The organism is Pseudomonas sp. JS3066, assembly GCF_036328175.1.
Lineage (GTDB): Bacteria > Pseudomonadota > Gammaproteobacteria > Pseudomonadales > Pseudomonadaceae > Metapseudomonas.
The window spans coordinates 5,034,973-5,048,823 of sequence record NZ_CP143312.1 but is presented as its reverse complement, the minus strand read 5'-3'; the positions used below and the strand labels follow the sequence as shown (position 1 = coordinate 5,048,823).

At 63.2% G+C, this 13,851-nt stretch carries 7 protein-coding genes; 2 read left to right on the top strand and 5 right to left on the bottom strand.

Features of this window, described 5'->3' with window-relative positions:
* Positions 1-14: 14 nt before the first annotated feature.
* From SA496_RS23795 to aceE, 5 genes are all read right to left on the bottom strand, one after another.
* On the bottom strand, positions 15-1,295 hold the full coding sequence (locus SA496_RS23795) for an HD-GYP domain-containing protein (protein WP_256660899.1): 1,281 nt from the start codon (positions 1,293-1,295) through the stop codon (positions 15-17).
* 40 nt (positions 1,296-1,335) lie between these two features.
* Entirely contained in the window at positions 1,336-1,983 is a 648-nt protein-coding gene (gene msrA / locus SA496_RS23790) for a peptide-methionine (S)-S-oxide reductase MsrA (RefSeq protein ID WP_120654186.1), read from the bottom strand.
* Between the two features lie 69 nt (positions 1,984-2,052).
* Positions 2,053-4,749 carry a sensor domain-containing protein gene (locus tag SA496_RS23785; protein WP_330114568.1) on the bottom strand — a complete coding sequence of 899 codons (2,697 nt, stop codon included), beginning with the start codon at positions 4,747-4,749 and terminating at the stop codon, positions 2,053-2,055.
* Positions 4,750-5,007: 258 nt separating this feature from the next.
* Entirely contained in the window at positions 5,008-7,002 is a 1,995-nt protein-coding gene (aceF, locus tag SA496_RS23780) for a dihydrolipoyllysine-residue acetyltransferase (protein WP_330114567.1), read from the bottom strand.
* 11 nt (positions 7,003-7,013) lie between these two features.
* The gene (gene aceE, locus SA496_RS23775) at positions 7,014-9,659 is read right to left on the bottom strand and encodes a pyruvate dehydrogenase (acetyl-transferring), homodimeric type (protein ID WP_120654189.1); all 2,646 of its coding nucleotides are present in this window, start codon (positions 9,657-9,659) and stop codon (positions 7,014-7,016) included.
* A 280-nt stretch (positions 9,660-9,939) separates the two neighbouring features.
* Between aceE and glnE the strand changes: the two genes are divergently transcribed.
* Both glnE and SA496_RS23765 read left to right on the top strand, forming a co-directional pair.
* Entirely contained in the window at positions 9,940-12,873 is a 2,934-nt protein-coding gene (gene glnE, locus SA496_RS23770; RefSeq protein WP_120654190.1) for a bifunctional [glutamate--ammonia ligase]-adenylyl-L-tyrosine phosphorylase/[glutamate--ammonia-ligase] adenylyltransferase, read from the top strand.
* A gap of 42 nt (positions 12,874-12,915) precedes the next feature.
* Positions 12,916-13,839, top strand: a complete 924-nt coding sequence (locus SA496_RS23765; RefSeq protein WP_120654191.1) for a branched-chain amino acid transaminase — start codon at positions 12,916-12,918, stop codon at positions 13,837-13,839.
* Positions 13,840-13,851 lie beyond the last annotated feature (12 nt).

Sequence of the window (13,851 nt, the reverse complement as noted above, 5' to 3'; positions counted from 1 at the left end):
CGGGCCGCCGCTGATCAGCCGCGGCCTGGTTGAGGTTCGATGTAGTAGGTCAGCTGCCGGCGTGGGCTGAGGTACTCCAGCACATCCAGCGGTAGTTGTGACGGGCGCAGGCTGCGGGCGATGGCCAGGCGAGGTTCCTGCTCCAGGTCCAGGATCAGCGCCTCCTGCTTCGGGATATCCGGATCGTGGACGACCAGCGTCGGTTTCAGCGGCTGAGACGGATTCACGCCCAATACCAATGCCAGGCGGTCGTCATCCAATTGCACCAGGCTGCCAGGTGGATAGACGCCCATGGCGCGAATGAAAGCCTTCAGCGCTACTTCGTCGAAATGCGCACGCTGCTGCTTGAACATCAGCGCCAAGGCCTCATGGGGGCTCAGGGCGCTGCGCGGGTCGAGCGGGTTGCACAGGTTGTCGAACTGGTTGGCGATGGCCACCAGCTTGCTCAGCCGGCCAATGCCCGCTTCCTTCAGGCCGCGTGGATAGCCGCTGCCGTCGCAACGCTCATGGTGCTCGTGGATGATGCGCAGTACCTCGTCGTCCAGCATCAGCCGTTGCCCCATGCGCAGGCCGAAGTCGGTGTGCAGTTGCAGGAACTGTTGCTCTGCCTTGGTCAAAGGCTCGCTTTTCAGCAGTACCTTGCTCGGAACCTCCATCTTGCCAATGTCATGCAGAAGCCCGCCGAGGCCCAGGCTGTGGCAGGCCTCGGCATCCAGGCCGAGCTGACGGCCCAGCAACAGGGCAAGTACCGTGACGTTGAGCGCGTGGAAGTAGCTGTCTTCGGCAGCTTTGCCGGTGATGCTGTGGAGCACCGCGCCGGGGCCGCCGAGCAGGGTGTCGACCAGGTCGACGACGATTGCCCCGGCCTGCTTCACGGCCTCTTCCGGCCGGCTGCGCAACGTCTGGTTGAGCGTCTTGACCTGCTGGCTGGCCTGGATGAATCGACGGTCCACCTCGGCCACCCGCTGGCGTAACTGGCGGAGCTTTTCACTGCGAACCTGACGCGCCTGGGCTTCCGGGTCGTCAGCGACTGTCGCCGGGGGCGGTGATTCCTGCTCGGCGTGTGGCGGCAAGGGCTCGCAGTCGCTACGCGTCGGGTCGTAGCGCAGCCGGTTCAGGCCGAGGGCCTGCAGGGCCCGAACCTGTGCGTCGTCCTTGATCTTGAAGTTGCTGAACGCGAAGTCGTGCTCCCACCAGCCCAGCTCCAACTGGATGTACAGGCCGATGCAGAGTTGTTCGGGTTGGATGTAGTGATGTCGGGACGGCATACCGAGTAACTGGTGGCGACTGGCCACTCGAGTCTAATCCTTCGGTAACCGCCCCGTCTGCCCTTCTTCAGGCTGGCATGCACACGCCGGTGCCACCCAGGCCGCAATAGCCGCCGGGATTCTTCGCCAGGTATTGCTGGTGATAGGCCTCGGCGTAATAGAAGGTGGGCGCCTCGCGGACTTCGGTAGTGATGGTGCCAAATCCGGAATGCTCCAGTTCCGCCTGGAAGCGCTCCTGGCTCGCACTGGCAGCGGTCAGTTGGTCTTCGTCATAGCAAAAGATGGCGGAGCGGTACTGGGTGCCGACGTCGTTGCCCTGGCGCATGCCCTGGGTCGGGTTGTGCGATTCCCAGAAGACTTTCAGCAGTTCGTCGAAACTGGTTTTTTGCGGATCGAACACCACCAGTACCACTTCCGTGTGCCCGGTCAGGCCGGAACAGACTTCGTCGTAGGTGGGGTTCGGGGTGAGGCCGCCTGCATACCCAACGGCCGTCGTCCAGACCCCCGGCTGTTGCCAGAAGCGCCTTTCAGCGCCCCAGAAGCAACCCAGGGCGAACTGCACCATTTGCAAGCCGGCGGGGAAGGGGCCTTGCAGCGGGCGGCCATTGACGTAGTGACTGTCGGGCACCGGCATTGGCGTCTCGCGGCCTGGCAGGGCCTGAGCGGCGCTGGGCAGCTCGAGTTTGTGGGCGAGTATTTGCGAACGCAGGACCATCAGCCGTCTCCTCGGGATTCAATGAATCCCGATGTTACCCCGATTGCACAGTCGTTTTTCAACGGCTGTTCAAGTGCCCTTGCGGCAGGGGTAACGACCGAGGTTTTCGAACAGGTGCTTGCCGGAAATCGGCTTGTCGAACAGATAACCCTGACCCACATCGCAATGCTGGCGGCGGAGGAAACCCAGCTGGGCGGCGGTCTCGATGCCTTCGGCGACCACTTTGAGCTTGAGCTTGTGGGCCATGGCGATGACGGCGGAGGTGATCTCCTTGTCGTCCTGGTTCTCAGGGATGTCCTTGATGAAGCTGCGATCGATCTTGATCACGTCGATGGGGAATTTCTTCAGGTAGCTCAGTGAGGAGTAGCCGGTACCGAAGTCATCCATGGCCAGGGTCAGGCCCAGGCTCTTCAGGTCATTGAGTTGATGCCGGGTATCGTCGGTGGCTTCCAGCAGTAGGCCTTCGGTGAGTTCCAGCTCCAGGTGCTTCGGCGGCAACTGTTCTTCGTGGAGGATGGCGGCGATGGAGCCTACCAGGTCGGGGTCGCTGAATTGCTTGGGCGACAGGTTGATCGCCACCTGCAGATCGCCCAGTCCTGCGGCGGCGAGGCGCTTGCTCATGCGGCAGGCTTCGCGGATCACCCATTTGCCGATGGGGATGATCATGCCGGTTTCTTCCGCCACGCCGATGAACTGATCCGGGCTGATCATGCCCTTCTCCGGGTGATGCCAGCGCAGCAATGCCTCCATGCCTAGCAGCTGACCGCTTTTGAGGCATAGCTTGGGTTGGTAGAAGACTTCCAGCTCGTTCTGTGCCAGGGCGCGGCGCAGGTTGTTCTCGACGAACAGCTTGTAACTGGCTTCTGCATTCAGCGCTTCGGTGAACAGCTGCAGTTGGTGCTTGCCGTTGGCCTTGGCCTTGTGCAGGGCGAGGCCTGCGTGCTTCATCAGAGTCTGCGGGTCGCGCCCGTGAAGTGGTGCGCAGGCAAGGCCAAGGGATCCGGTGACGCTGATCAGCTGGTTGTCGACGAACAGTGGTTTGTCGAGGGTCTGCAACACCTGGGCGGCAATCTTCTGGCCGTTTTCCAGGTCGGCCCCGTCGAGCAGCACGGCGAACTCGTTACTGGCGAAACGCGCGAGGATGCCACTCGGGCTCAGGCTGTTGCGCAGGCGCCGCGCCAGGCTCACCAGTAGCTTGTCACCGGTCTGGTGGCCGAGGCTGTCGTTGATCCGCTTGAAGTTGTCGATATCCACCAGGAGCAGGCAGAGGGGCGTATCGCGGTCACTGTTGAAGCGCTCTTCGACGGTACGGATGAAATAGGGGCGGTTGCCGAGGCCGGTGAGGTTGTCCGTGTAGGCCAGCTTTTCGATGCGCTGCTGGGCTAGCTTGCTCTGGGTGACGTCCTCGTAGATCCCGATGTAGTGAGTGAGCTCACCGTCTTCACCGAACACCTTGGAAATGGACAGCTGGCCCCAGTAAGGCTCGAGGTTCTTGCGCCGGCTGCGGAACTCGCCCTGCCAGCTGTTGCAGGCGGCCAGGCCCGAACTGGTGTCGAACAGCAGCTCGCTGAGGTTTTCCAGGGCTGGCAGGTCCGAAAGGCGACGGCCGTGTACTTCATCGGCGCTGTACTGGGTGATGGCGGTGAAGCTCGGGTTGACGTACTCCACCAGGCCGTCGCGATCCACCAGCAGGAAGGCGCTGGCGCTCTGTTCCACGGCGCGTTGGAAGAGGTGCAGGGCGCTGGTGGCGTGGCGTCGCTGCTGGTTCACGAGCACTTGCGCGAATTGGTCGGCCAGCTCACCGGCGAAGGCAATCTCATCGGTCTGCCAGACCCTTGGAGCACCGATGTGTTCCAGGCAGAGCACGCCGACAACCTCGCCCCCGATACGGATGCTGGCGTCAAGCATTGCGGTAATGCCCTGCGGCTTGAGGTAGCTCCTGGCCAGCTCGCTGGTGCGCGGGTCGCTCTGGGCATTGTGGGCATCGATGGCACGGCCACTGTGCAGCGCTTCGAGGTAGCGCGGGAATTGGCTCATTTCCATCGCGCTCGGGTGCTCGTGGTGATCCTGGTCGCGACGGAACAGGCTGACCGCGCTCAATTGGATGCCGTCGAACAGCCAGATGCCGACACGGGCCACATCGTAGGCCTCGCAGGCAGCCTGGGTAATCAGCTGTGCAGCTTCCTGAGCCGGGTTGCTGGAACTGTAGCGATGGCGCGCCAGGCGTACGATCAGGCTCTGCTGGGCGCGGGATCGGATCAGGTGTTGCAGGTGGTCGTCCTGGGAACGCTGATAGAGCTCCAGAGAAGCGCGTAGTCGGCTGTTCTGGGCTTCCAGATCAAGGTTCTTCAGCCGCTCTTTTTGTTCGGGTGCTTCGCCTGCCACCAGCAGGTAGCCACGCAGCAGTTGACGTCCGTGCTGCTGGAACGACTCGCCAACTTCCTGCAGGCGCAAGGGGCCGTTGGGCGAATGCAGGGTGTACTGGATGGAGTAATGGGGGTGCTCGGCCAGTTGCAGTTGCACCTCGTCATGCAGCCGATAGCGACTTTCCGGCTCCATCAGGCTGGCATAGGGTGCGTCGATTAGGGCACAGAGTTCGCTGGCCGGAAGGCCGAAGGCGCGCTCGCAAGTCGGGTCGAGGAAAAGCATCGCCCAGCTGGCCTCGTTGAGCCGCTCGAAACGCATCAGGCCCAGTCGCGAGGGGACGGGCAACTGCGTCACTATCTCGGCCACCGTACGGCTGGCGGCATCGGGATGGCTCTTCATCGGGCGCTGGGCTTCCACTTCTCTGACCGGTAGAGGGGCCGGCCTACTTCTTCAAAGCATCGGGCAAGGGTGCATCATGATGATGGCACTGGCAAGCATGCCGCACGGTGCAGTTCGCGAGTGGAAAACGGCGGATGGAAATTGTGCGCGGTCGCACAGTCGGCTTGCGCACAGGGGGCTTCGAGTGGTCAAAAAAAACCCCGCCTCAGGGGGGCGGGGTTGAGGTACGAGCGTGGCGTGCTCGCGAATTACAACGAGTTACAGCAGCATGGTGCGAATATCTCCCAGCACGTCACCGAGACGCTTGGTAAAGCGCGCGGCGGCGGCACCGTTGATCACGCGGTGATCGTAGGAAAGCGACAGCGGCAGCATCAGGCGCGGCTGGAAGGCCTTGCCATCCCAGACCGGCTGCATCGCGGCCTTGGACACACCGAGGATCGCCACCTCCGGCGCGTTGACGATCGGCGTGAAGCCGGTGCCGCCAATGTGGCCGAGGCTGGAGATGGTGAAGCAGGCACCCTGCATGGCATCGGCGGACAGCTTCTTGGTGCGGGCTTTCTCCGCCAGTTCGGCGGCCTCGGCGGCCAGTTGCAGCAGGCTCTTCTGGTCGACGTCGCGGATCACCGGTACCAGCAGGCCGTCCGGGGTGTCCACGGCAAAGCCGATGTGCACGTACTTCTTGCGGATCAGCGCCTTGCCACTGGGAGCCAGGGAGCTGTTGAAGTCCGGCAGTTCCTTGAGCAGGTAGGCGCAGGCCTTGAGCAGCAGCGGCAGGACGGTCAGCTTGACGCCGGCCTTCTCTGCTACTGCTTTCTGGGCCACGCGGAAGGCTTCCAGCTCGGTGATGTCGGCCGAGTCGAACTGCGTCACGTGCGGCACGTTGAGCCAGCTGCGATGCAGGTTAGCGGCACCGACCTGCATCAGGCGAGTCATGGCCACTTCTTCGATTTCGCCGAACTTGCTGAAGTCCACCGCCGGGATCGGCGGGATGCCAGCGCCACCGGCTGCACCGGCGGAGGCCGCGGCCGGAGCTTCCTTGGCCTTCTGCATCATGGCTTTGACGTACGCCTGTACGTCTTCCTTGAGCACGCGGCCATGGGGGCCGGTGGCCGGTACTGCATTCAGTTCGACGCCGAACTCGCGGGCGAGCTGGCGAACCGCCGGACCTGCGTGGACCTTGGCACCGCTGGAGCGCGCCGGTACGCCGGTGGTGTTCGCCGCGGCGGCAGCCAGGGCCGCGATGGCAGCGACTTCGGCGGCAGCCACCGGGTGGGCACCCTCAGGTACGCGGTGCGCAGGTTGTTGGGCAGCAGGTGCGGCGGCCGGAGCCGGAGCAGCAGCGCCCGCAACCTTGAGCTTGAGAATCAGGTCGCCGGTGCCGACTTCAGCGTCCAGCTGGACCTCGACGCTCTCCACCACGCCTGCGGCGGGAGAGGGGATCTCCATGCTGGCCTTGTCGGATTCCAGGGTGATCAGCGACTGCTCGGCTTCGATGGTGTCGCCGGCCTTCACCAGAACTTCGATGACCTTGGCCTTGCCGGCCGAGCCGATATCCGGAACCTTGACGTCCTGCACTGAGGCGGTGGCTGCCGGCGCAGGGGCTGCGGCCGGAGCGGCGGCAGGTGCCGGTGCGGCAGCGGGTGCAGCAGCCTGGGCAGGCGCCGCAGCAGCCGGAGCTGCACCTGCAACGCGCAGTTTGAGGATCAGGTCGCCGGTGCCGACGTCGGCATCCAACTTGACTTCGACACTCTCCACTACACCGGCTACAGGAGAGGGAATCTCCATGCTGGCCTTGTCGGATTCCAGGGTGATCAGCGACTGCTCGGCTTCGACGGTGTCGCCGGCCTTCACCAGAACTTCAATGACCTTGGCGGTACCGCCCGAGCCGATGTCTGGAACCTTGATGTCCTGCACGCTGGAGCTGGCTGCCGCAGGTGCGGCAGCCGGGGCAGGGGCGGCGGCTTTCGCTTCGGCAGCGGGTGCAGTAGTCGCAGCCGGTGCGGGCGCCGCAGCAGCGGCACCCTCGACTTCCAGCTCCAGAAGCTCATCGCCTTCTTTCAGGCGATCGCCCAGCTTGACCTTCAGGCTCTTGATCACGCCGGCCTTGGGGGCCGGGATTTCCATGCTGGCCTTGTCGGACTCCAGAGTCAGCAGGCTCTGATCGGCTTCGATGCGGTCGCCAACCTTGACGAACAGCTCGATCACTTCACCTTCGCCGCTGCCGATGTCGGGTACGCGAATCAATTCACTCACAATGCGTCTCCTCAGCAGTCCAGCGGGTTACGTTTTTCAGGATCGATGCCGAACTTGGCGATGGCCTCGGCCACAACCTTGGGTTCGATCTCGCCGCGGTCTGCCAGGGCCTCCAGGGCTGCCAGGACCACCCAGTAACGGTCCACTTCGAAGAAGTGGCGCAGTTTCTTGCGGGTGTCGCTGCGGCCGAAACCGTCGGTGCCGAGTACCTTGTACTCCTTGCTCGGGACCCACTGGCGGATCTGGTCGGCAAACAGCTTCATGTAGTCGGTAGAGGCCACGACTGGGCCTTTGCGGCCGCTCAGGCACTGCTCGACATAGGTCTGCTTCGGCTTCTGTTCCGGGTGCAGGCGGTTCTGGCGCTCGACTGCCAGGCCATCGCGGCGCAGCTCGTTGAAGCTGGTGACGCTCCAGACATCGGCGCCGACGTTGAACTGCTCGCGGAGGATCTTCGCCGCCTCCTGGACTTCGCGCAGGATGGTGCCCGAACCCAGCAGTTGCACGTGATGCGCGGCTTCCTTCTTGTCCTCTTCGAGGAGGTACATGCCCTTGATGATGCCTTCCTCGGCACCTGCCGGCAGCGCCGGCTGGGTGTAGGCCTCGTTCATCACGGTGATGTAGTAGAAGATGTTCTGCTGTTCTTCGGCCATCTGGCGGATGCCCTCACGCACGATCACCGCCAGCTCGTAGCCGAAGGTGGGGTCGTATGTGCGGCAGTTCGGGATGGTGGCCGCCATGAGGTGGCTGTGGCCGTCCTCGTGCTGCAGGCCTTCACCGTTCAGGGTGGTACGGCCGGCGGTGCCGCCGATCAGGAAACCACGGGCGCGGCTGTCGCCGGCTGCCCAGGCCAGGTCACCGATACGCTGGAAGCCGAACATCGAATAGAAGATGTAGAACGGCAGCATCGGCTGGTTGTGGTTGCTGTAGGAGGTACCGGCGGCAATGAAGGAGGACATGGCGCCTGCTTCGTTGATGCCTTCCTCGAGGATCTGGCCCTTCTTGTCCTCGCGGTAGAACATCACCTGGTCCTTGTCGACGGGCTCGTAGAGCTGGCCGACCGAGGAGTAGATACCCAGCTGGCGGAACATGCCTTCCATGCCGAAGGTACGGGCTTCGTCCGGGATGATCGGGACGATGCGCTGGCCCAGTTCCTTGTCCTTGACCAGCTGCGCCAGGATGCGCACGAAGGCCATGGTGGTGGAGATTTCACGATCACCCGAGCCGTCGAGGATGGCCTTGAGGGTTTCCAGTGGCGGAGTCGGGATGCTGAAGCTGTTGACACGACGCTGCGGCACATAGCCACCCAGGGCGGCGCGGCGCTCATGCAGGTACTTGTATTCTGCACTGCCTTCCTGCGGACGGAAGAAGGGTAGCTTTTCCAGGTCGGCGTCGTTGACCGGAATGTCGAAGCGGTCGCGGAACTGCTTCAGGCTCTCGACATCGACCTTCTTGGTGTTGTGAGCGGTGTTCTTCGCTTCGCCCGCACCGGTGCCGTAACCCTTGATGGTCTTGGCCAGGATGACAGTGGGCTGGCCCTTGTGGTTGACCGCCTGGTGGTAGGCCGCATAGACCTTGTAGGGGTCGTGGCCGCCACGGTTGAGCTTCCAGATCTCGTCATCGGAAAGGTCCTGCACCATTTCCTTGAGTTCCGGGGTGTTGAAGAAGTTTTCGCGGACGTAAGCACCGTCCTTGGCCTTGTAGTTCTGGTATTCGCCGTCGACCACTTCGTCCATGCGACGTTGCAGGGTGCCGTTGGTGTCCTTGGCGAACAGCGGGTCCCAGAAGCGACCCCAGACCACCTTGTTGACGTTCCACTGGGCTCCGCGGAAGACGCCTTCCAGTTCCTGGATGATCTTGCCGTTGCCGCGAACCGGGCCGTCGAGGCGCTGCAGGTTGCAGTTGATGACGAAGATCAGGTTGTCCAGCTTCTCGCGGCCGGCCATGGAGATGGCGCCGAGGGATTCCGGCTCGTCGCACTCGCCGTCGCCCATGAAGCACCAGACTTTCTGCTTGCCGGCGGGGATGAAGCCGCGGCTTTCCAGGTACTTCATGAAGCGTGCCTGGTAGATCGCCTGGATCGGACCGAGGCCCATGGATACGGTGGGGAATTGCCAGAAGTCCGGCATCAGCCAGGGGTGCGGATAGGAGGACAGGCCCTTGCCGTCCACTTCCTGACGGAAGTTGACCATCTGGTCTTCGCTGATACGCCCTTCCATGAAGGCGCGGGCATAGATGCCGGGGGAGGCGTGGCCCTGATAGAAGATCAGGTCGCCGCCATGCTCTTCGGTGGGAGCCTGGAAGAAGTAGTTGAAGCCGATGTCGTAGAGAGTTGCCGAGGAAGCGAAGCTGGAAATGTGACCGCCCAGGTCCGGGTCGTTCAGGTTGGTGCGCATCACCATTGCCAGGGCATTCCAGCGCACCATGGAGCGAATGCGGCGTTCCATGAACAGGTCGCCGGGCATGCGTGCTTCGTGGGTTACCGGGATGCTGTTGCGGTACGGCGTAGTGATGGCGTAGGGCAGTTGGGTGCCGCTGCGGGTCGCCAGCTCACCCATGCGGGTCAGCAGGTAGTGCGCGCGGTCTTCGCCTTCTTTGTCGAGTACGGACTCCAGGGAATCCAGCCATTCCTGGGTTTCGACGGGATCGAGGTCTTGCATGGCTTGCTCCAGGGCGGAAAGGCTTCCAGAATCGGATGCCAGTGGTCACGGCCGGCCTTGTGGGGCGGTCGCGGCGAAATTCTTGTTACCGGGGGTAGAACCGGGCTCGTGTAGTTTTACTACAAATCGACGAAGGTTTCAGCCCTCTGGATACAATCTTTCGTAGTAAAACTACAGACTGCGAGGCGCAGTCGGCTGAAGGCCCCGAGTTAGAGCTGTTCCGCCACCGCTGCGCCAGCCACGGGTCCAGCCTCGGCCCGCAGCCCAGAAAGGATAGACCATGAGCCTGCCGCCGCTGGCCGACCTGTCGGCCAACCTCCAGCCCAGCGCCGATCGGGCGTTGTCTGCCGTCCGTGTTGCCCTCGCCGAGCGAACGCCGGACTTCGATAGTTGGCCCGACGAGCGGCAGCAGGCATTCGCCCGCGTCGCTGCGGCCAGTGACTTCGTCTCCGATCAGGCACAGCGTGATCCGGCAATGCTGCTGGCTCTGGCGGCTACCGGTGAGCTGGAACGGCCGCTGGCACCTGGCGAGCTGCGCGACCAGGTCGCGGAGCTGCTGGAGGACTGCACGGAAGAGGATGATCTCGGCCGACGCCTGCGCCGCTATCGCAATCGCCAGCAACTGCGCATTATCTGGCGCGATCTGACCCGGCAGGCCGATCTGGCGGAAACCTGCCGTGACCTCTCCGACCTCGCTGACGCGTGCATCGATCTGGCCTACCACTGGCTCTACAGCCGACATTGCGCTCAGTTCGGAACGCCGATCGGCCGGCGCTCTGGCCAGCCGCAGCATCTTGTAGTGCTGGGTATGGGCAAGTTGGGTGCCTTCGAGCTGAACCTGTCTTCCGATATCGACCTGATCTTCGGCTACCCGGAAGGTGGCGAGACTGAGGGTGCCAAGCGCGCCCTGGATAATCAGGAGTTCTTCACCCGCCTCGGCCAGCGACTGATCAAGGCGCTGGATGCGATAACCGTGGACGGTTTCGTTTTCCGTGTGGACATGCGTCTGCGTCCTTATGGTTCCTCCGGTCCGCTGGTGTTCAGCTTCAATGCGCTCGAGCAGTACTACCAGGACCAGGGGCGTGACTGGGAGCGCTACGCCATGATCAAGGCGCGGACCGTGGGCGGTGACCAGGCTGCTGGTGCCCAACTCCTGCAAATGCTGCGCCCCTTCGTCTATCGCCGTTACCTGGACTTTTCCGCCATCGAGGCGCTGCGCTCGATGAAGCAACTCATCCAGCAGGAAGTGCGCCGCAAGGGCATGACCGAGAACGTCAAGCTAGGCTCCGGCGGCATTCGCGAGGTGGAGTTCATCGCCCAGGCGTTTCAGCTTATCCACGGTGGTCGCGACCTCAGCCTGCAACAGCGGCCGCTGTTGACGGTCCTGAATACGCTGGAAGGCCAGGGTTATCTTCCGTCGCCAGTGGTGGCGGAGCTGAAGGAGGGCTACGAATTCCTCCGTTATACCGAGCATGCCCTGCAGGCTATTGCCGACCGCCAGACCCAGATGCTGCCGGACAACGACCTCGATCGCGCGCGCGTGGCCTTCATCATGGGATTCGATGGTTGGGCAGCCTTTCACGAGCGCCTGATGCACTGGCGCGGGCGTGTCGAATGGCACTTCCAGCAGGTGATCGCCGACCCGGATGAAGAAGAGGGCGGCGACGGCGAAAGCTGCATCGGTGGGGAATGGCTGCCGCTCTGGGAAGAGGCGCTGGATGAAGAGAGCGCTTGCCGACAGTTGGGTGAGGCTGGCTTTGCCGAGCCTGGCGCCGCCTGGCGTCGACTCACGGACCTGCGCAACGGCCCTCAGGTGCGAGCGATGCAGCGTCTTGGTCGTGAGCGGCTGGATGCCTTCATTCCGCGCCTGCTGAACCTGACCGTTGAGCATGAAAAGCCCGACCTGGTGCTGGAGCGGGTACTGCCCCTGGTGGAGAAGGTGGCAAGGCGTTCCGCCTATCTGGTTCTACTGACCGAGAACCCAGGTGCACTTCAGAGGCTGATCGAGCTCTGCGCTGCCAGCCCCTGGATCGCCGAGCAGATCACTCGCTTCCCGTTACTGCTGGATGAGCTGCTCAATGAAGGGCGTCTCTATCGTCCGCCGCTGGCTCCCGAGCTGGCTGCCGAGCTGCGCGAGCGCCTGACGCGCATTCCCGAAGACGACCTGGAACAGCAGATGGAAGCCTTGCGGCATTTCAAGCTGGCCCACAGCCTTCGCGTGGCCGCTTCGGAAATCGCCGGCACGCTGCCGCTCATGAAGGTCAGCGATTACCTGACCTGGCTTGCCGAGGCCATCCTTGACCAGGTTCTGGCGCTGTCGTGGCGCCATACCGTAGCCAAGCACGGTACGCCCAAGCGCGCTGATGGCAGCCTCTGCGACCCGGATTTCATCATCGTCGGTTACGGCAAGGTGGGTGGCCTGGAGTTCGGCCACGGCTCGGACCTGGACCTGGTATTCATCCATGACGGCGACCCGCAGGCCGAAACCGATGGCGCCAAGCCCATCGACGGGGCGCAGTTCTTTACCCGCCTGGGCCAGCGAATCATTCACTTGCTGACGACCCAGACCACTTCCGGCGCCCTGTATGAGGTGGACATGCGCCTGCGCCCGTCGGGTGCGGCGGGCCTGCTTGTCAGTTCCCTCGGTGCGTTCCAGCGCTACCAGGAGAATGAGGCCTGGACCTGGGAACACCAGGCGCTGGTGCGCGCGCGGGTGCTTGTGGGCTCCCCGCGCGTCGCCACTGCGTTCGAACAGGTTCGCCTGGCGGTGCTCGGTCGTGAGCGCGACCTGGCCACGCTGCGTGTCGAGGTCAGCGAGATGCGGACCAAGATGCGTGACAACCTCGGTACTCGCGAAACCGGCGCCGGCACGGGGCAGAATGCCTTCGAGGCCGCGGCGGCCTTCGATCTGAAGCAGGATGCCGGCGGTATCGTCGATATCGAATTTATGGTGCAATATGCGGCCCTGGCCTGGTCACGACAGCATCCCGAGCTGGTTCGTTACACCGATAACATCCGCATCCTGGATGGCCTGGAACAGGCAAAACTGCTGGCAGGCGACGAGGTTCGTCTCCTGCAGGAGGCCTACAAAGCCTACCGTTCAGCGGCTCACCGCCAGGCCCTGCAAAAGCAGCCGGGGGTGGTGCGCGGGGACCAGTTCCACGCGGAGCGCCAAGGCGTGACGCGGATCTGGCGCGAGTTGGGGTTGAACTGACTCGAATGGCTGAACCAATCGAATTCTTGAGGAGCTGGCAATATGTCGATGGCCGATCGTGATGGCGTGATCTGGTATGACGGCGAACTGGTGCCGTGGCGCGAAGCAACCACTCACGTCCTGACCCACACCCTGCATTACGGCATGGGCGTGTTCGAAGGCGTGCGCGCCTACAACACCCCGGACGGCACCGCCATTTTCCGCCTGCAGGCGCACACCGACCGTCTGTTCGACTCCGCCCACATCTTCAACATGGAGATTCCATTCTCCAAGGAAGAAATCAACGAAGCGCAGCGCGCCGCCGTTCGTGAAAACGGCCTGGAAAGTGCCTACCTGCGCCCAATGGTGTTCTTCGGCAGCGAAGGCATGGGGCTGCGCGCTACCGGCCTGAAGGTCCATGTAATCGTCGCCGCCTGGCATTGGGGCGCCTACATGGGCGAAGAAGCGCTGGTCAACGGCATCAAGGTGCGCACCAGCTCCTACACTCGCCACCACGTCAACATCTCGATGACGCGCGCCAAGGCCAACGGCAACTACATCAACTCGATGCTGGCCCTGCAGGAAGCCATCTCCGGCGGCGCCGACGAGGCCATGCTGCTGGACCCGGAAGGCTACGTGGCAGAGGGTTCGGGCGAGAACATCTTCCTGGTCAAGGATGGTGTGGTGTACACCCCGGAAGTGACTTCCTGCCTCAATGGCATCACCCGTGGAACCATCCTGACCCTGGCCGGCGAGCTGGGCATCAAGGTGGTCGAGAAGCGCATCACCCGTGACGAGGTGTACATCGCCGATGAGGCCTTCTTCACCGGTACCGCCGCTGAAGTCACCCCGATCCGCGAAGTGGACGGTCGCAAGATTGGCATCGGCCGTCGCGGTCCGGTGACCGAGAAGCTGCAGAAAGCCTACTTCGACCTGGTGACCGGCAAGACCTCCGCCCACGGCGAGTGGCGCACCCTAGTCAAGTAATCCGACTAAGCT